We start from the raw sequence: 17,604 nt of genomic DNA on the forward strand, positions 1-17,604 counted from the left end.
GGAACGAAGAAATGGTGATTGGAAACTTGTTGGACAAATTGAAATAAGTTGAGTTTTTTGGGTGGTTAGCCAAATCGACTCTTATTTTTCCGACATACAATTAAGATAAACTTACTAGCGGACGACTTGGTTTTGATATCATTATCGTAAAGGAATAATCCTGGCAAGCCAGACTTATTCCTTTACGATTGTTTTTGATAATACAACGCCATTTTCATTTTTCAAATTCAATACATAAATCCCTGCTGCCCAGCCGGAAATATTCAGGTCAATAATACTGCTGAATTTAAGTTGTGAGTCATACTGGATTTGGCCCCTCGTATTCACAATCTGAAAATGTCCGGATATTGATTTTGGAAACTCAACCTGCAGAAGATCACTTACCGGATTTGGATAAATTTTCCAGACGATCTGGTCAGGCTCATTGCCTAAAACAGGAGAAAGATCAATCGCTGAAATTGCGTAAGCCGACTCAGACATTTCACTAACCGACTTAATCCGATAAGTATAAGCCGAAGTCGTTTCTACATCTTTATCCTCAAACAATAGCGTTTTGGAATCAAACCGCTTCAAAGTTTTGAATTCATTTGAACCTGGCGACTTTTTCTCCAAAACATAATTAGTTGCTCCGTTGACGGCAGTCCAGGAAATATTTACTGAGTTGAATGATGACTTCGAAGTCATAAGATTTGTAGTCGGCAAGCTGTTTCCAATGGCGACATCGTAAAATGAAAAAGCGCCCAAATCTCTTTTATTTCTTAAAAATGGTCCGCTGAAAAATCCAATCTTAAATGAAAAAGGAACGATTAGCGGTAAGTTTTTTGGTATAAAAGAAGGAAGATAACTGATTTTGGTAGCTGTCGACGGATTTTTTAAAGTTAGTATAACTCTGTTTCCGTCAACTTTTCCCGCTGAGAAGTGCGCATTTTTTTCATCGTTGTCCAGATAAAATAGATTTTTAAGGCTCATCACAAGCGGGTTTCCGTCTTGTCCCGTGATGGTTGTGTCCGCAGCCCATTTCAAGGTCTGGCCTTCATCAAAGGTTAGAATAATTTCGTCCTTTTTGTCTGAGGAATAAAAAGCCTTTTGAATATCGGGGCTGCGGACATTATCTGTATCGTCTGATTTATATATCGTCGGCCTGATAAACCGAAATAAACGTCTACCTAACTCTTCGTAACCCTCTTTTGAATAATGAACGGCATCATACCCCGGCACGCCAATCGGTGAAAATGTGTCTGTCTTGGGGTATAAATATTTTGTTCTCCTCAAAAAATCCCGCACCGAGCCACCTACCGGATTTGGCACATCATTATCAAGAACGATTACATTGCTCTGAACGACAATAAATTGGTCAACCATAGGAAAATCTTTCTGCCAGTTTTTGAATAATTTGTCATAATCCTGAGCATAGTTGCCGATGTTTTCAAAAACTTCCTGCTCGCCGTGGGCCCAGAAAAACGCCCTGACTCTTTTAGGTTTTGCAATATTCAGACGATGTAAAAGTAATCCATAAAATGAATCGGGATTTGCAGGATTTTTTTCATCTCTGACCAAAAACTCGCTTATTTTTTTTCCGGGTAAGGAACCGTTAATGAGGCAGGTTGGAATGTTTTCCTCTTCCAAAATATTCTTTTGGAGTTCAAGTCCCCACGCGCCGACATAGGTCCACGACCAGGCGGCTGGCAACCAGAGTGTATCTCCTGCGCCAATTCCGGGATCATTATCAGCTGGCGTTCGGGCAATTGTGCGACAATATTTACTCGACCAATTCCCGAAAATTGTAGCAGCAGCATTCGACTGACCGCTGATGATGTAAAAATCCCCAGCAACAATTTCTGTTCTCTGAACGATCAGCACAGAATCTGCACCTTTGCGCGCATATATCTGAAAACTATAATCGGCCATTTCAGCTTTGATTTTCGGTTTCAAATCAAAACTTCCAGTAGTTTTTTCTCCATAATTGAGAGAGGAGCGAGTATAACCTACCCGTTCATTATTTCTAAATGTCACAACGGACACATAATCCCAACCGGGAAGTTCGACAATACCGGATATTGGAACCTCTGCAAGATTATCATCGTCCCTGGCATACAACTGCATATCCCGAGGCAATTTATCGAAGACTATGGAATAGAAACGCTGGCTGTACCCCGGAGTGACATAAGCGAAAAGGCAAAGGAATGCGGCAAAAACTTTTCTGTTAAGTAAAGTCATTTTAGTAGAATTATTTCTCAATAGCTAATAAATTTATTTGGTAGCAAATATATCATTCTTCTTTTATTGTTGCCTTTTTCGCACAGGAAAAATGAGCAAGCGGTGACATAACCACCATTAAATATAAAAACCTGGGAAATGTCAATTTTTACACTTTAATAAATATTTAAAAGAGTTAATTTCAACAACTTAAATCACTCATAAAAAATTATATCGTACATATTGCCTGTATCTGTTATGGGCAAAGAATTATACATTTATGAAAAAAATTTTACTTTCATTCTTTTTGCTCTTGTTACTTGTATTTGGAAGCAAACTGACTTTCAGCCAGACCATCGGTGTTGCTGTTTTTGACAAACTTCCGACAGACAAACAGCTTTTTGCAAGGGATAAAAACAAGGAAGCGGATATCACGATTGCCGGCAAGATTCAGTCAGCTGGCTATTCGTATGTTTCAGTCGTGAAATACAGAAACAAAATCAGAGCCGGATATCAAAAAGGAGCTTTGGCCTACGCTGGATCAACTGCTCCCTTCAGCCTGACTTCCAAGATCAAGGCTGAGCTTGCAGAGTATGCTTTTGAAGTATATGCTTGTAAGTCAGCTACTGATTCATCTTTGATTGTTCGCAGGGATGACGTCGTTGCGGGTGACTTCTATCTCATTTATGGCCAATCCAACGCGGTTGCCTGGGAAGTTGATTATACCTATCGCAATGAATTTTGCAGGACATTTGGTTCTACTGCCAATGGAAATGGTTTCGATTTATCCAATGCGGTAACGCCGAGAGTGGGAATTTTCGGAATTGAATTTCAACGACGGGTTGCCGAAAAATATAAAATTCCAACCTGTGTCGTTAACGGTTCTATGGCCGGAGCTTCGATTCTTGACCTCACAAACAGAAATCCTACCAACCACGCAGACGCCACGACAGGTTATGGCATTTTGCTGAATTATGCACAACAAACCGGGCTCTTACCAAATCTGAAAGGCATATTTTACTGGCAGGGCGAAGCAGAAGCAGCTTCTGACGATCCTTCAGTATGGGCACCACGTTTTGATAAACTCATGGCCAATTTACAGGAAGATTATCCGATGATTGAAAAAATGTACGTTTTTCAATTGCCGCTTTTCGGTGGTGGACCTTACGATGACCGGATTGGTGCATTCAGAGAACAGCAGCGGCTGTTAAATAAGAAATATTCGATTATCCAACCTTATGCGGCGCTAGGTGCACCCGACTGGAACGGCTTTCATTACGGGCTGGAAGGTTATCTACAGGTAGGCCGCGACCTGGCTGAAATGGCCGGGTTTTACCATTATGGAGAAAAAGAAAAAGCAACTTCACCAAGTTTTCAAAAGGCATTTTATTCCACGCCAAGCCGGGATGAAATCACCATGGTTTTTGAAGATTACCAGAAAATGGTTTATCCAAATGATACCGTCAGCGCGAATATTCCAGGAAGCCAGGAAACGTCTTCAACCTATTCTGTTAAAGATTTCTTTTACCTGAATAAAGAATGGCAGAAGTTAAAAGCTGGGCGAGCGGAAGCAAACCGCGTTATTGTTTCACTTAAAACGGTTGGAAATGATACTTTGATCAAATATTTGCCTTCCAAATACCACTATTCCGGTCTTGTCTCAGCGCCTTGGGTATATATCGGTCCTTTTTTGAAAAACACAAGAGGTTTCAGGGCATTTGCGTTTCACCACAATACCATCAATCCTTATGTTGATCTTGGAACACTAACGCTCACCGGATCTGAGCCGAAAAATAATATCGTGCTGAACTGGAATAAACTTCCCAGCGTCACGGGATATATTCTGGAAAGGCTGCACGGAAAAGATTCGCTGCAAACACATGAAATCATCTATTTGTCAAAAGATCAAACGGAGTATTCCGATCCGTCGGCCAGGAAAGGTGAAGAATACACTTACCAGATCAGAGGATACACAGACAAATCAGAATCTCCGATCGCTTATTTAAAATTAGTGAAAGGATCCGATGATGTAATAAATGAAGCAATGGCCGCCATCAACGTTTATCCCAACCCAACCATCGATGTGATCAATGTAGTTTCAGCATCTGACAAAATCGACCGCGTTGATATTTTTTCTTCTTCCGGGGTCAAAATGGAGACGAGGACCTATTCAGGGAATGAATGGGTATCGCTTCATACCAATAATCTCAGCACGGGGACCTATGTCTTAAAAATTCACGCTGGTGAAAAATCATCCTCTCACCGGGTTGTCGTTGTCAAGTAATTCATCATCTTTGCTATCGGTGGCTGCGAAAAGCCAGTGATAGTCAAACATGGCAAGAAACCATAAAACCATGATCATCGGCAGCGAATATTTATCCCATGACAGCTGAGCCTTCCCCAAAAGCAGGATATTGATAATAACAACACAGCCCGCAAGACCGAATTTTGGAGAAATAAACCGCATGAATGTGACCAGCATCAGCAAACCAAAAACAATTTGTTTGATAAAACCGGTTATACCCATCGTCATCAGCAGCTGATCGACATAACCCAGATATGGCCAGGTGAAGTAGGGATTATAAGCCTGTTTCGCTGGAAAAAAGGTAATTAGTGTTATTACTAAAACAAGAAAAGTGAAGAAAAACCCAGGATGGTTTTTAGGGTAATTGATAAAATATTTCAGCTTTCCCGTAATCAATATTTCGGGAATCACGTAGTATACCGCCAGACAAGCAGAAGAATAAATCACGTATCCGAAATTGTATTGAATCAGTTTGTCCGAATCATAATATTGGTTAGCCATTACCGCTGCCGGCGCCGGACCGTTCCAGAGCAAAACCCAGGGAGCAATGCTCAATACCGCCAAAGCATAGGGAAGCCAGGAAATATCCTTAAATAAACCGGAAAAAAAATTACGGACGTTTGAGTTGGTTTTCAATAATTCCAGGAATTCGTAAGCAACGATGGCTGCCGGAAAAGCAAGCATATATTGCCGGCTGCTGACAGCAGCTATGAAAAATACCATTCCCCACCAATGTGCTTTTCGCAGATAAGCAACTGTTCCGGCGAGAACACCCAGCATGGCGAAAATATCAGTGTAATAATAAACACTGCACAAATAATAATTGGGGAAAATCATTAATCCCGCAAGACATAGGAAAAAGCGTTTCGAATAGTCGGGGCTGGCCCACACGAAAGTCATTAGTAATATAAAACTTACTGCATAAGTCAACAACCGAAGGCATTGAATATTTTCACCAAAGACATTTACCACCCAACCGCCTAAAATGAAAGGAATCGGCGTATTCAACTCATTATAACTTTTCAAAAGATCCAGCGACGGGATGGGCTCTTTGCTGAAAAATACAGCAGTTGGCAAATAGTGATGTTCGTCCTGATATAGTTCTCCTAAAAAATTCTGTTTCAAAAAAAATATCGTAACAAACAGGATAAGAATAACCAATGATGTATAGAGCTTCCTATGACTCATAATATTTGTTTAAATAAAATTCACTTCGGCGCTCAAATTGATGCCAAATTTCTCTGAAACTGATTTTTGAATTTTTTGCGATAATAACTGGATTGACGCTCCACTTCCTCCGCCATAGTTTACCAAGACCAAAGCTTGTCGGGCATGAACACCTATGGCACCGTCGCGATATCCTTTCCAACCGGCCTGCTCAATCAGCCATCCTGCCGGCACTTTCACAAAACCAGGACTTGCGGGATAACCTGGCAAGGTTGGATGATCAGATTTGAGTTTGTTAAATTGCTCATCGGGTATCTCAGGATTTTTGAAAAAACTGCCAGCGTTACCTATTTCGGCCGGATCCGGAAGTTTGCTTTTTCGAATATTGATCACAGCATCACTGACCGCTTTGATTGAAAGGGAGTCAACGCCCGCCTCTTGCAACGTTTTTTGAATATCACCATACTCCACATGATAAACAGGATTTTTATTCAGCCGGAAAGTCACTCCGGTGATAATGCATTTTCCCTTTAAATCATGTTTGAAAATACTTTCACGATATCCGAAGTTACATTCCTCTTTTGTGAAGATTCTGGTTTCTGTAGAGTCGAATAAAATTGTTTCCACACTCTCAACCACATCTTTTATTTCAACACCATAAGCACCAATATTCTGCATCGGTGCAGCTCCGATCGTACCAGGAATCAAGGATAAATTTTCAACACCCGCATAGCCATGATCCACGCAATACATCACGAAATCATGCCACTTTTCGCCGGCACCTACGTGAAGCCAGATATGATTATCGTCTTCTTTTATTTTCCTGATACCACCAATTGAAATTTTAATTACCAACGCATCAATATCTTTCGTCAGCAAAATATTACTTCCTCCTCCCAGAATAAATTTGGGAGCATTTTTCAGTTCCGGATTTCTCAGGATTTCAATAAGTTCTTCAACTGACTTTACTTCCTCAAAAGATTGCGCAAATGATTCGAGACCGAATGTGTTCAGATGGCGCAGGGAAACGTGATGTTGCATTTGTACGGGTTGTATCCAATTAGTAAAAGCAAAGTTAGGTAATAGATTCAAAATAGCACACCAGGATGGGTTATCTCTACGTTTTTGGTTAACTTTGTGGGTTCATCACGAATCGTTTTATCTATGACGCTGAAAAAGAAAATATTTTTGCTCGCTCTTCCACTTGGCCTCCTGGCATTTTCCGGATGTAGCAAAAAGAGTACGCCAAGCGCGTCATCAGCCGATTATCGTGAAGATCTATCCTCAGTAAGGCCACGATTTGAATACGTAGAACCCAGCATAGGAAAGAAGTCGGAAACAAAACCAGCCCCAACAGATAATACTTCCAAAGTCGCAAATGGAAAAACTGCAAGTGTCAACAAAAGGTTGCAAACCGTTTTGGACACTATGGCGCAACAAAATAAAGCCATCAAATTTATAAGCGGATTTAGAATACAATTGTATGTGGGAAATGTGCGCCAGGAAGCTGACAATGCGAAGGCTTATGTCTATCAATTATTTCCTGATTTAAATCCCTACGTGAGTTATTCGCAGCCTACCTATCGGGTGAAGGCAGGAGATTTTATGTACAGAAGCGATGCAGAACATTATCTTGAACAAATTCGCGGGCAGTATTCGTCAGCAGTGATTCTGGCTGACAGGGTTGATATAAAACGCAGTCTGATGATCCGTGCATCTGGGGAATAGACGAAAAATGTTAAAGTTGGCTATTAATTTTATCTTTGTATTTTCTATACATACTAATTTACGATGAAGAAGGCATTAATTACAGGGATTACTGGGCAGGATGGCGCCTATTTGGCAGAATTATTATTGAGCAAGGGTTATGAAGTGCATGGTATCAAACGCCGCAGCTCTCTGTTCAATACCCAGAGGATCGATCATATTTATGAAGATCCACATGAAAAAAATGTTCGCTTCCATTTGCACTATGGTGATTTGAGCGACTCTACGAACATCATCAGAATCATTCAAGAAGTTCAGCCGGACGAGATATATAACCTTGGTGCGATGTCTCATGTCCAGGTAAGTTTTGAAGAACCTGAATATACTGCAAACGTTGATGGAATCGGAACACTCCGTATTCTTGAAGCCGTTCGTTTGTTAGGGCTTACGAAAAAAACTAAAATTTACCAGGCTTCGACTTCCGAGTTATACGGTTTGGTTCAGCAGGTTCCTCAATCTGAGACTACCCCATTTTATCCACGTTCTCCATACGCTGTTGCAAAACTTTATGGTTACTGGATCACGGTTAACTATCGTGAAGCTTATGATATGTATGCTGTAAATGGTATTCTTTTCAACCACGAATCTCCTTTGCGCGGGGAAACTTTTGTTACGCGTAAAATTACAAGAGCTGTTGCAAGGATTGCATTAGGATTGCAGGACAAAGTTTTTCTTGGCAACCTGGATGCGCAACGCGACTGGGGCCATGCGAAAGATTTCGTTGAGGCGATGTGGTTAATTTTACAGCAGGAAGTTGCCGAAGATTTCGTTATCGCGACAGGTATTACAACCCGCATCCGTGATTTCGTACGTATGGCTTTCGCAGAAGTTGGGGTTGAACTTGAATTTTCAGGAGAAGGCGCGGCAGAAACTGCAAAAGTGGTGAAATGCAACGATCCAAAATATCAAATTGAGATTGGTAAGGAAGTTGTCGCTGTTGATCCAAGATATTTCCGCCCGACAGAAGTTGAATTATTGATCGGAGACCCGACAAAATCAATGACTAAACTTGGCTGGAAACCAAAATATGATTTAAAAGCACTTGTCAATGATATGGTTACCGCAGATTTAACGCTGTTCAAGAAAGATCAGTTGCTGGAAAATAGCGGCCACCGGGTGATGAATTATTACGAATAGGATTCTCTTGGTCATTTATAGTCAGGTTTTGTCATTTGTCGTCAGGAAACCCTTGGGCAATGATAAAACCTGACATTTTTATTTTTAACAAAAACAGGTATGGCCTACAGATGACCATACCTGACTTTATTTCAACAAGCCTTGAATCATTCAGAGCTTCCTGACAATACTGAACAATAAATTAAATCGCAGGAATTGCCTTACCGATACTTAGCAAAGTTTCAGGGTTTTGATATCCAATAACCTGTTTAACGATTTTTCCATCCGGATCGATGAAGAACAAAGTTGGATAACCTTCCAAAGGATATTTTTTCGCAAGTTTCGGACCTTCACCACTTTCCATATCAACTTTCACGTTGATGAATTTCTGGTTAAACAACGCTCCTACTTCTGGTTTCGTAAATACGTTCTTTTGTAATAATTTACATGGTCCGCACCAGGTTGTATATGCATCAAGAAAAACAATTTTCTTTTCGGCTTTTGCCTTTTTTAAAATTGCCGCCCAACTTCCTTCCGAAAATTTAATTCCAACTGCCTTGGTGTCTTTCTTGTCGCCGTCATTAGCATATACCGTTGTGAAGGTAAGTGTCGCAACGAGCAACATTGAAATCATGCTTTTAAAACCTTTCATTGTCTGGTTATATTATAGTTTGAATAAATAACGAAAATACCTATCCGGTTTATTTTACTAAACCAATTCTTAACCAATAGGTTCAATTCTATTTTCGAAAATATAAAGCGAACTTACTTAATTTTTAGAAGAAAAAAAGCGCCCATGCAATTGTATCTGCAAGGGCGCTAATTTCACTGAGCTGGTACAACTTCTAATGGCGAAAGAAGTTTCTTTTGTCACTATTTATTGATAACAACTTTAAAGCTATTTGTGGCTCCATTATTACTTGTCACACGAACAGCATAAAGTCCCGATGGCAGATTTTTAACGTCGATTCCATCAACCGGTGCTTTGGTCGAATTGAATATCGCTTTTCCGTTCAGGTCAAACATTTGAACCTTGTTGATTTTTGTCCAATCCGTAATTTTTAAATAAAGGCGATCAGCCACCGGATTTGGATAAATCACAACTCCTTCTCCAAGTTCTATACCCACGCTGCGGATGCCGCTGTATGCAAAAGTTCCGTCAGCATCGATCATTTTTAGTCTGTAAAGATTTTCTCCGTCAGCAGGATTTGTATCTGTGAACGTGTATTTAATCTCCGCCAAACTTTCTCCCGACGCCAGGACGTTCCCAACTTTCTGCCAGCTTTTACCAGTTAAACTATGTTCTACATCAAAGCTTTCGCTGTTCGTTTCCATCGCAGTTGACCATTTCAGCTGAACTGATGCATTTTCTTTACTAACGGTAAAACTTATCAACGTAACCGGCAGCGGTGTTGAACCTTCATAAATTCCGGCATCAATCGTCATGTTATCACGTTTTACATTTCCAGACGGGAATGATGTGTCTATGGAAATTTCGTCACTTGAATTGTTATCGGCCGTATTTGCGTCGCTATCCAGTTCAGGATCTACCCCTGTTTTTTTGAAAGATGTAAAGAATGACTTTCCTCCCGTTGGCAACGTAAACTGCACTTTATATTTACCCGTCGTCAATCCTTCGAAAAGGTATTTCCCAAATTTATCCGTAACGGCACTTACTTCCGAAGTCCAGGTTCCTGACACAAGTTTATACAACTGCACTTTCAAATCCGTTGCAGGAAGCTCCGTTTCATCCTGTTTTCCGTCCTGGTTTTTATCATACCAAACCAAATTTCCAATTGACCCGAAAGCCTCTTCTTTCTCGCAGGTTCTTTTTTCTACTTTATATACTGTCGTTGTTGCGGGATTATTATTTCTTTTTTCATCGAAATCATGCCCAACGGTATTTTCATCCCAGAAAAACATGTTCGTTCCGTTATATCCCCCATCACTGGTGATCACACTTTTTCCGTTTACTACGATGATCGATCCGTTATAACCAGACATTTTTTTGTCAATCGTAAGATCTCCGTTTGTAATTGTGATGGTTCCGTTGTTAAAAGCAGCACCACGAATATTCACATTTCCCGTGATATTCATACAGCCATTATTTTCAAATTCTTTTCCAGGACCTTTGTCGCCGATTATGAACTCACAGGCTGACGCACCAAATTTTCCGCAAAGCGTATTGATTTCACCATCATTTAAAATAGAACCGTGGTTATAGAAATATCTGCTGATATTGATAACACCTGATGTTTCATTTTTAAAACGTTTGGCATCAGCATTCTCGAGGCTTCCAAAATCCATCGTTCCGGCATTGCAGATTACATTATTCGTACCAAATTTCACCAGAGAAGGTGCCGTTGCAATCAATTTTGCGTTTGGCCCTAAATTGTAGAAAGAGAAAGAATCACGGAAGTCAATAGTCCCGGTCGTGGTGAAAGTTGTCGTGCCCTGGTTATTAATCAACAGGTTACTTCCTAAACCGTTTGTGTTGGTATTCAGCACACCGCCTTCCTGAACATTCAGATAAGAAGGTACATTTCCGTTAAAGTTGTCCGAACTGTTATAGTTAAAAGTTCCGTAAACATTAATACTTACCGATCCATCAAAGTTTGTTTGTCTGTTTTGTTCCCAGGTTACTCCGGAAGCTACACAGATAATATTATCACGGTTGCTGATCTGCAATGTTAGATTTGTAACATTTTCGGTAATCCGTAGCGTTTTGTTTCCGTCAAGTCTGTATGTTCCGCCTGACACTGCTGTAAAATCTCCGGAAGGGCATTGCTGTGCGTAGGTATTACTTAATAAAAACAATGTCAGCCCCAGAAGAAGCCATTTGTAAAAAATCACTTTCATAGTAATTAGATGTATAGAGTTGAGTTTATTTTTTGTGATATAGTAAATTCATAGAAGTCCTGATGGCCCCTTTTCGAAGCCAGCCACATTATTGTGTTATTTGTTTGTTAGTTAATCCGCTATTCTTGTTTAGAAATATGGATTGGCATTTTAAATGTATTATTCGATTTGTCTTTTTCCTTATAAATCCCTGTCGGATCGACCTCGATTTCAAGAACGTAATCACCTGACTTCAAACCTTTTGGCAAAGAAACGGACTGCCCTTCATACATCATTCCGTAGGTATCATAACCGCCGACACTAATGCCTTGTTTCAAAGACTTGCAGTCAACATAATTTCCTAATCCATAGTTGTTTAGATTCTGATCACCATAGGTTTTTCCGTTCAGGACGCAGAGACTGTCGTTGTTATTACAAATTCCGGAATCAAACAGACAGTAGCTAACCTTGCTTCCTTTGGAGACAAGCTCTCTTTTAGTCACCTTTCCCTTTTTATTCTTGATTTCCTTCATGACCCTGAATTCGACCCAGTCATCAACGTGATAGTGATTATGACCTGGCTTATCATCGAAATAATTTGTGCCGGCAACACGATCCAACCATTCCATTTTACTCCCGTTTTTCTTATAAATACGCTGATTTATCTGTTGCCTCGGATGGGTTTTATCCTGACAAATCACCGTAGAATCTTTAACTTCCTCACTTCCGCAATACCATTTATTGTTACCAAAAGCTTCCATCGGACCATCACCGATATTGGCAATAGAGGCCGCCAAACGTAATTGACCCGGATAATATGGGTCATTCCATGGATATTCCTTAACCTGATCAAGCGTTAGTCTGGACAGAATTACCAGGTCAGGAAGCAATTCGCAATCAGCACTTCCGTCGGGGCATTTGCAGGCAGTTCCGTCTTCCAGCGAACAAGGACTTACATCTGTATTCGGCGTAGGATTTTTACTAAATTCCAGCGTAACAAAATTTAAAGCACCCCGTTCTCCTGTACGTAAATCCTGTATCATCAAATACCATGTTCCATTTGGATTTTGGCCATTGTTGAGGAATGTCATTCTTCCGTCAGGAATATATTCTCCTGTAAATGGTGCTTCCGCCTGGTGTACGTAACCTGAAAAACCATTAGAACGGAAGCAGGTATTCGTATAATGTCTGCCTTCATCTCTTCCGTTACGGTTTGTTAACCAGATACTTGTGCCATCCGGACTTATTAATTCAATTTTTAGATCCGATACTCTTGGGTGAAGAATAGTAAAACAAATCTTAGAAATCCCGAAGTTCTCATCAATCCTCGAATCGAGGCCTTCAACTTTTACCGGGAAAGAATCTATTTTAAATCCACCTCTAAAATCATGAATTGGACCTCCTGATGCGTAGAAACTTTGCGCATTTGAATTAACTGCCGCACACGCCAGGATTATAACTAACGCAAAAAAATTCGATAAATAAAAACGAGAAAAAACCTGGGCATTATACTCACTCATTGTATTTCAATTCTGATAGAAAGGGCTTGTAGATGTATTAAGTCAATAAAAATACGATAATTGTCTCAGTTTTTCTACAAACCCCCGGGAATACGCTAGTCAATCTATTAACGGGTGCTGGCAATGTTTTTGTTATGGTGAATAACGTGATACAAAGCTAATTGGCTAAATCAACTATATTGTTAGAATGAACTGGAAATGCTCACGTATTTTTTAAACTTGAACGTAGAATTAATTTTAAAACTGCATAATACCTAATTAGCCTCAATCCGTACAACTAATATCAATATACGTAGCTTGTAATAGTGCAAAAATTGAAAATGTTTAATCCTTCGTAGAAGTGCTTATAACTACTTCGAAAATGGCAGGTCGTATTCAGTTAAAAAAGAAAACCGTACCTTTGTGGCAAAATTAATAACCTAACGTCATGAAAATTCAAGATGCCAGATATGTGATGAGCAATTCTGATTATGAGAAATGCCCTAAGCCAGATTTGCCGGAATATGCATTCATTGGACGGTCTAACGTTGGAAAATCCTCCTTAATTAACATGCTGACAGGGAAAAAGGCGCTGGCCAAAACTTCTCAGCAACCAGGAAAGACGCAGTTGATCAATCATTATTTTATCAATGACAACTGGTATCTGGTCGATTTGCCCGGCTATGGTTACGCCAAGGTAAGCAAAACAGAACGAGAAAAATGGGAGAAAATGATCGGTGATTATCTTCACAACAGGTCCAATCTGGTATGTACTTTTGTTCTAGTTGATATTCGACACGACGCGTTGGCTGCTGATCTGGAATTTATGGAGGAATTAGGACAGGGAGGAATCCCCTTTCACATCATTTTTACGAAAGCAGATAAGCTCAAACCGTATCAGCAGGAAGCTCAGGTGACAAAATATAAGGAAAAACTGGGAGAAATCTGGGAAGAAATCCCTCCTATGTTCGTTACGTCAGCGGAAAAGGGAGAAGGAAGAGAGGCAATTCTGGCTACAATAGAATCTTATAATCAAACGTTTGAAAAAACGAACATTGAATAAGGTTGCTTACCGACCAATCTTTCCGTTATTTTGCGGAAATTTTAAATTATCATAAAAAGTTATCGCAGAGTCACTCACGTTCTTGTGAAAAGTTACCTGAAATTGACTGACAAATCCGCTTTATCTTCATGATATCAATCGACTTTAAATAAAGAGACCACTAATAGCACAAACAAAAGGATGAGCGAGAAAGTAGAATCAACAGGAATGGAATTGTTGAAAGAGATAGCAAACGTTTCAGGAAAAGGCGGATTGTTCCGTATTTTGAAACCAAGCCGCGCAGGTGTGATTGTAGAAAGCCTGGATGAAAAACATGAAAAGTCATTGATCGGACCAACTGCCCGAGTTTCGGTTTTGAAAGACGTTTCTATATTCACTGAGGGAGAAGAGGAATCAGTTCCATTGGCGGATGTTTTTCTAAAAATTAGAGAAGTACACGGCGAGCAGGTTGCGTTGCAGATCAAAAGTTCATCTGACAAAGATCTTATCGAATTTTTAAATGAGATCCTTCCTGATTTTGATCGTTCAAGAGTGTATGTATCGGATATCAAAAAAGTGATTACCTGGTATAACTTGTTGGCTAAATATGTACCGGAATTATTTGTTGCCGGCGAATCAGCAGGAACAGAAGAAGTGGAAGAGTCAACAACAGAAGCTGTTGAAACTCCAAAAACTGAGATGTAATTCAGCAGTATATATAAAGCAAAAACCCTGTCGATAGATGGGGTTTTTGCTTTATCTTTCCGATCAATTTTTTTTATGACAGAACTCTCCGAATACATAGACCACACACTGCTCTCTCCTACAGCCAGCGAAACAGATATTCGCAAATTGTGCGAGGAAGCCTGGATTCATCAGTTCAAAGGAGTTTGCGTGGCTCCGGGATATGTGGGATATACTGTGGAGATGTTCGAATTTTGTCCGGTAAAAATTGAAATTGCTACGGTAATCGGGTTTCCGCTCGGATATTCTACGACTGAAACGAAGATATTTGAAGCTCAGAACGCGTTAGCTAATGGCGCGACTGAACTTGATGTAGTAATGAACGTTGCCCGGTTTAAGTCTATGGCTTACCTGAGCATCCGGGAAGAACTTCGGCAATTGGCCGAAATTGCCCACGCTGGTCATGCGCTGCTTAAAGTAATTATTGAAACGGTATATCTGGATTCATTCGAACTTTATACAGCTTGTGAAATTTGTGCAGAATCGAAAGTGGATTTTGTAAAAACATCAACAGGCTTTGCACCAAAAGGTGCCGAAATTGAAACGGTAAAAAAAATGCGTGCTATACTTCCGGCTGAGATCAAAATTAAAGCGTCCGGTGGTATTAAAACACGGGAGCAGGCTATTGCTCTTATCGAAGCAGGCGCTGACCGGATCGGGACGTCTTCCGGAGTTGCGATCGTTACCGGACAATGAAACCAAAGGTTTTACTGCTCAGTACTGTGCATCCGGCTACCGATCCTAGAATTGTTTATAAGATTGCACCCTCACTGGCTCCCTTTTACGACGTGATTTGTGCAATTCCAGGGGCGAATAACCTTGATAAGGATGAAAAAATAAGGTTTGTAAATTTGCCTCTTTTTCGTAAACTGCTGCCAAGAATTTTATTTTGTTATCCAGTCTTACTTTACAAATGTTTACTTTTTCGTCCTGCAATTGTTCATATATTTGTGCCGGAATTGATACCAGCGGCATTTTTATTTAAAATGTTGGGGGCGAAAGTGATTTACGAGGTTCAGGAAAATCTTTACAAGAAATTTTCGATTAAGCGATATAACCAGGCGGTGATTTACCGCCGTTTATTCAAAATTTTTGACGGGTATGCACGGAAGAAATTTTATTGCGTTTTCACCGAAGATGCTTATTTAGAGGAATATAAAAATCTGCCTCTGCCCCATGCGATTATTCATAACTACGTTTCAGTAGTTTTTGTTGATTCACATGCTGAAAAAGAGGGGGCAGTGAAATTCCCTCCCGTATTTTTTTATTCTGGTGTCATTTCGATGGAGCGATCCTTTGACACAATCGTTGAAGCGTTAGCATTATTAAAAATAAAACATCCTGAATTTCACGTCCACTTATTTGGAAAAGTTCAGTTTGACTGGGACGAAGCTAAAAAGTTGCCTCATTTTGAAAATGTTAAAGCGCATTTGACATTTCACGGATATACTGACTTTCGGAAAATACTCAAGTATGCAAATGGCGCCACGGCAGGGATAGCATTACTAAAACCAGTTGCAGATTATCCGGATTCGTATACGACAAAGCTATTTGAGTATATGGCTTTGAATTTGCCGGTGATTACTTCCGATTTTCCGTTGTACAGAAAGGTAGTAGAAACCTCAGGATGTGGATTTTGTATTTCGCCTTATGATGCCAATACTTTAGCCGGGAAATTCGAGTGGCTGATCGAAAATCCGGAGATGGCGAAAACCATGGGACAGCGTGGAAGAGTATCTGCAGAAAACCACTATAACTGGGTAAGTGAGGAACGGATTTTGCAGTGTTTTTATAAAAATTTATTACAATCTTAAAAAACAGAATTTTAACTACTTAAATTATTTGTATAATTTTATAAACTTATTATTGAATTGTTCAAATATTAAGTACTATGCTTTCTACGAAATATTTAACTTTCGGAATTAAACAGAATAGTAGATTGCGAAGTCAACTTCTCAACCATGTATATTAATACACTCAGTCATTATCTACCAAGCGAAGTAATTGGTAATGAATATTTTACAAATCTTAATAACCTGTCCAGCGAATGGATTGTCGAGCGTACGGGAATTTACGAACGCCGCAAAGCTGCACAAGGAGAGAATACTTCGACCATGGCTATTGAAGCTGTCAAATTGTTGCTAGAGGATAATATACCATTTAGTAAAAATGAAATTGACTTAATCGTCGGAGGTACTTACACGCCATACGATACTATTGTTACCGTTGCACATGCCGTTCAGCATCATTTAGCACTTCCGGATATTCCGGTAGTAACAATTTCTTCAGCCTGCTCATCGCTTTTAAACGCCATTGAAATTGTTGAAGGTTACTTTGCGATGGGTAAGGCTTCCAAAGCGTTGGTTATTGTATCGGATCATAATACTGCTTACTATAATGAAAGTGATACTGTTTCCGGGCATTTGTGGGGAGACGGAGCCTCGGCTATTTTAATTTCGAAAGAACGGCAGTCTGATTCAGATATGCAGATCAAAAAGCTGATCACCGGCGGAGCTGCAACAAGTGGGAAGGCTGTCGAGGCTGTCGTACTACGTCCGAACGAACGCGGGGTTATCATGCCGTTTGGAAGAGATGTTTTCCAGAATGCATGTATCTATATGCCAAAAGTTAGCCAACAGGTTTTACAGGCTTGCGGAATGACTATTGATGATCTGGATTATCTGATCCCTCACCAGGCCAATCACCGGATCAGCCTGAATGTGATCAATACATTGGGAATACCTGCGGAAAAATTGATCTCTAATATTCAGTATCTTGGAAATACCGGATGTGCTGGCTGCGCTATTGCGCTTTCTGAAAACAGATCAAGATTTGAAAAGGGCCAGAATATTGTAATCACCGTTTTCGGCGGCGGTTATTCTTACGGTGCTATGTTAATTACAATCTAGAAATAATCGTTACTTCTATTT

General features: G+C 40.1%; 14 protein-coding genes. 8 read left to right on the forward strand and 6 right to left on the reverse strand.

From position 1 onward, the window contains the following. Window positions 1-174 precede the first annotated feature (174 nt). On the reverse strand, window positions 175-2,217 hold the full coding sequence (locus AC1XUO_RS18995; RefSeq protein WP_483331353.1) for a T9SS type A sorting domain-containing protein: 2,043 nt from the start codon (window positions 2,215-2,217) through the stop codon (window positions 175-177). Between the two features lie 259 nt (window positions 2,218-2,476). Between AC1XUO_RS18995 and AC1XUO_RS19000 the strand changes: the two genes are divergently transcribed. Continuing rightward, window positions 2,477-4,480, forward strand: a complete 2,004-nt coding sequence (locus tag AC1XUO_RS19000) for a T9SS type A sorting domain-containing protein (RefSeq protein WP_483331354.1) — start codon at window positions 2,477-2,479, stop codon at window positions 4,478-4,480. Here AC1XUO_RS19000 and AC1XUO_RS19005 read toward each other — a convergent pair. Then, window positions 4,448-5,689 carry a hypothetical protein gene (locus tag AC1XUO_RS19005; RefSeq protein ID WP_483331355.1) on the reverse strand — a complete coding sequence of 414 codons (1,242 nt, stop codon included), beginning with the start codon at window positions 5,687-5,689 and terminating at the stop codon, window positions 4,448-4,450. The genes AC1XUO_RS19000 and AC1XUO_RS19005 overlap by 33 nt on opposite strands. 9 nt (window positions 5,690-5,698) lie before the next feature. After that, entirely contained in the window at window positions 5,699-6,724 is a 1,026-nt protein-coding gene (gene murB, locus AC1XUO_RS19010) for a UDP-N-acetylmuramate dehydrogenase (protein WP_483331521.1), read from the reverse strand. Window positions 6,725-6,832: 108 nt separating this feature from the next. Here murB and AC1XUO_RS19015 point away from each other — a divergent pair, with 108 nt between their 5' ends. Together AC1XUO_RS19015 and gmd are read left to right on the forward strand one after the other, a co-directional pair. Continuing rightward, complete coding sequence (locus AC1XUO_RS19015) at window positions 6,833-7,396, forward strand: SPOR domain-containing protein (protein ID WP_483331356.1); 564 nt, start codon at window positions 6,833-6,835, stop codon at window positions 7,394-7,396. 63 nt (window positions 7,397-7,459) lie between these two features. Continuing rightward, the gene (gene gmd, locus AC1XUO_RS19020; RefSeq protein WP_090336948.1) at window positions 7,460-8,572 is read left to right on the forward strand and encodes a GDP-mannose 4,6-dehydratase; all 1,113 of its coding nucleotides are present in this window, start codon (window positions 7,460-7,462) and stop codon (window positions 8,570-8,572) included. 181 nt (window positions 8,573-8,753) lie between these two features. Here gmd and AC1XUO_RS19025 read toward each other — a convergent pair whose 3' ends face one another. The 3 genes from AC1XUO_RS19025 to AC1XUO_RS19035 form a co-directional block, all read right to left on the reverse strand. Further along, a complete protein-coding gene (locus tag AC1XUO_RS19025; RefSeq protein WP_483331357.1) occupies window positions 8,754-9,203 on the reverse strand; it encodes a thioredoxin family protein in 450 nt (149 codons plus the stop codon). 221 nt (window positions 9,204-9,424) lie between these two features. Then, window positions 9,425-11,410 (reverse strand): SdrD B-like domain-containing protein, encoded by a 1,986-nt coding sequence (locus AC1XUO_RS19030; protein ID WP_483331358.1) that lies wholly within the window; start codon window positions 11,408-11,410, stop codon window positions 9,425-9,427. Between the two features lie 119 nt (window positions 11,411-11,529). Next, window positions 11,530-12,909: a proprotein convertase P-domain-containing protein gene (locus tag AC1XUO_RS19035; protein WP_483331359.1), complete on the reverse strand. Its 1,380-nt coding sequence runs from the start codon at window positions 12,907-12,909 to the stop codon at window positions 11,530-11,532. A 427-nt stretch (window positions 12,910-13,336) separates the two neighbouring features. On the opposite strand from AC1XUO_RS19035, the gene yihA reads away from it, so the two are divergent. The 5 genes from yihA to AC1XUO_RS19060 all read left to right on the forward strand — a co-directional run bounded on the left by yihA (window position 13,337) and on the right by AC1XUO_RS19060 (window position 17,583). Further along, complete coding sequence (gene yihA, locus AC1XUO_RS19040; RefSeq protein WP_483331360.1) at window positions 13,337-13,951, forward strand: ribosome biogenesis GTP-binding protein YihA/YsxC; 615 nt, start codon at window positions 13,337-13,339, stop codon at window positions 13,949-13,951. A 180-nt stretch (window positions 13,952-14,131) separates the two neighbouring features. After that, window positions 14,132-14,635: a DUF5606 family protein gene (locus AC1XUO_RS19045; RefSeq protein WP_483331361.1), complete on the forward strand. Its 504-nt coding sequence runs from the start codon at window positions 14,132-14,134 to the stop codon at window positions 14,633-14,635. Window positions 14,636-14,710: 75 nt separating this feature from the next. Then, on the forward strand, window positions 14,711-15,370 hold the full coding sequence (gene deoC / locus AC1XUO_RS19050) for a deoxyribose-phosphate aldolase (protein ID WP_483331362.1): 660 nt from the start codon (window positions 14,711-14,713) through the stop codon (window positions 15,368-15,370). Beyond that, complete coding sequence (locus AC1XUO_RS19055; protein WP_483331363.1) at window positions 15,367-16,488, forward strand: glycosyltransferase; 1,122 nt, start codon at window positions 15,367-15,369, stop codon at window positions 16,486-16,488. Before deoC ends, AC1XUO_RS19055 begins: the two co-directional genes overlap by 4 nt. Before the next feature lie 147 nt (window positions 16,489-16,635). Beyond that, window positions 16,636-17,583, forward strand: coding sequence for a 3-oxoacyl-ACP synthase III family protein (locus tag AC1XUO_RS19060; RefSeq protein ID WP_483331364.1), 948 nt, complete (start codon window positions 16,636-16,638; stop codon window positions 17,581-17,583). Window positions 17,584-17,604: the final 21 nt, after the last annotated feature.

It is taken from the genome of Dyadobacter sp. HNCC25DJ186 (assembly GCF_056895235.1).

What these genes read in the sequence shown, in the direction of transcription:
- deoC (WP_483331362.1), top strand. Translation starts at nt 14,711, where the DNA reads ATGACAGAACTCTCCGAATACATAGACCACACACTGCTCTCTCCTACA.
- AC1XUO_RS19025 (WP_483331357.1), bottom strand. Translation starts at nt 9,203, where the DNA reads ATGAAAGGTTTTAAAAGCATGATTTCAATGTTGCTCGTTGCGACACTT.
- AC1XUO_RS19005 (WP_483331355.1), bottom strand. Translation starts at nt 5,689, where the DNA reads ATGAGTCATAGGAAGCTCTATACATCATTGGTTATTCTTATCCTGTTT.
- yihA (WP_483331360.1), top strand. Translation starts at nt 13,337, where the DNA reads ATGAAAATTCAAGATGCCAGATATGTGATGAGCAATTCTGATTATGAG.
- AC1XUO_RS19015 (WP_483331356.1), top strand. Translation starts at nt 6,833, where the DNA reads ATGACGCTGAAAAAGAAAATATTTTTGCTCGCTCTTCCACTTGGCCTC.
- AC1XUO_RS19060 (WP_483331364.1), top strand. Translation starts at nt 16,636, where the DNA reads ATGTATATTAATACACTCAGTCATTATCTACCAAGCGAAGTAATTGGT.
- AC1XUO_RS19030 (WP_483331358.1), bottom strand. Translation starts at nt 11,410, where the DNA reads ATGAAAGTGATTTTTTACAAATGGCTTCTTCTGGGGCTGACATTGTTT.
- AC1XUO_RS19055 (WP_483331363.1), top strand. Translation starts at nt 15,367, where the DNA reads ATGAAACCAAAGGTTTTACTGCTCAGTACTGTGCATCCGGCTACCGAT.
- AC1XUO_RS19000 (WP_483331354.1), top strand. Translation starts at nt 2,477, where the DNA reads ATGAAAAAAATTTTACTTTCATTCTTTTTGCTCTTGTTACTTGTATTT.
- AC1XUO_RS19035 (WP_483331359.1), bottom strand. Translation starts at nt 12,909, where the DNA reads ATGAGTGAGTATAATGCCCAGGTTTTTTCTCGTTTTTATTTATCGAAT.
- gmd (WP_090336948.1), top strand. Translation starts at nt 7,460, where the DNA reads ATGAAGAAGGCATTAATTACAGGGATTACTGGGCAGGATGGCGCCTAT.
- AC1XUO_RS19045 (WP_483331361.1), top strand. Translation starts at nt 14,132, where the DNA reads ATGAGCGAGAAAGTAGAATCAACAGGAATGGAATTGTTGAAAGAGATA.
- AC1XUO_RS18995 (WP_483331353.1), bottom strand. Translation starts at nt 2,217, where the DNA reads ATGACTTTACTTAACAGAAAAGTTTTTGCCGCATTCCTTTGCCTTTTC.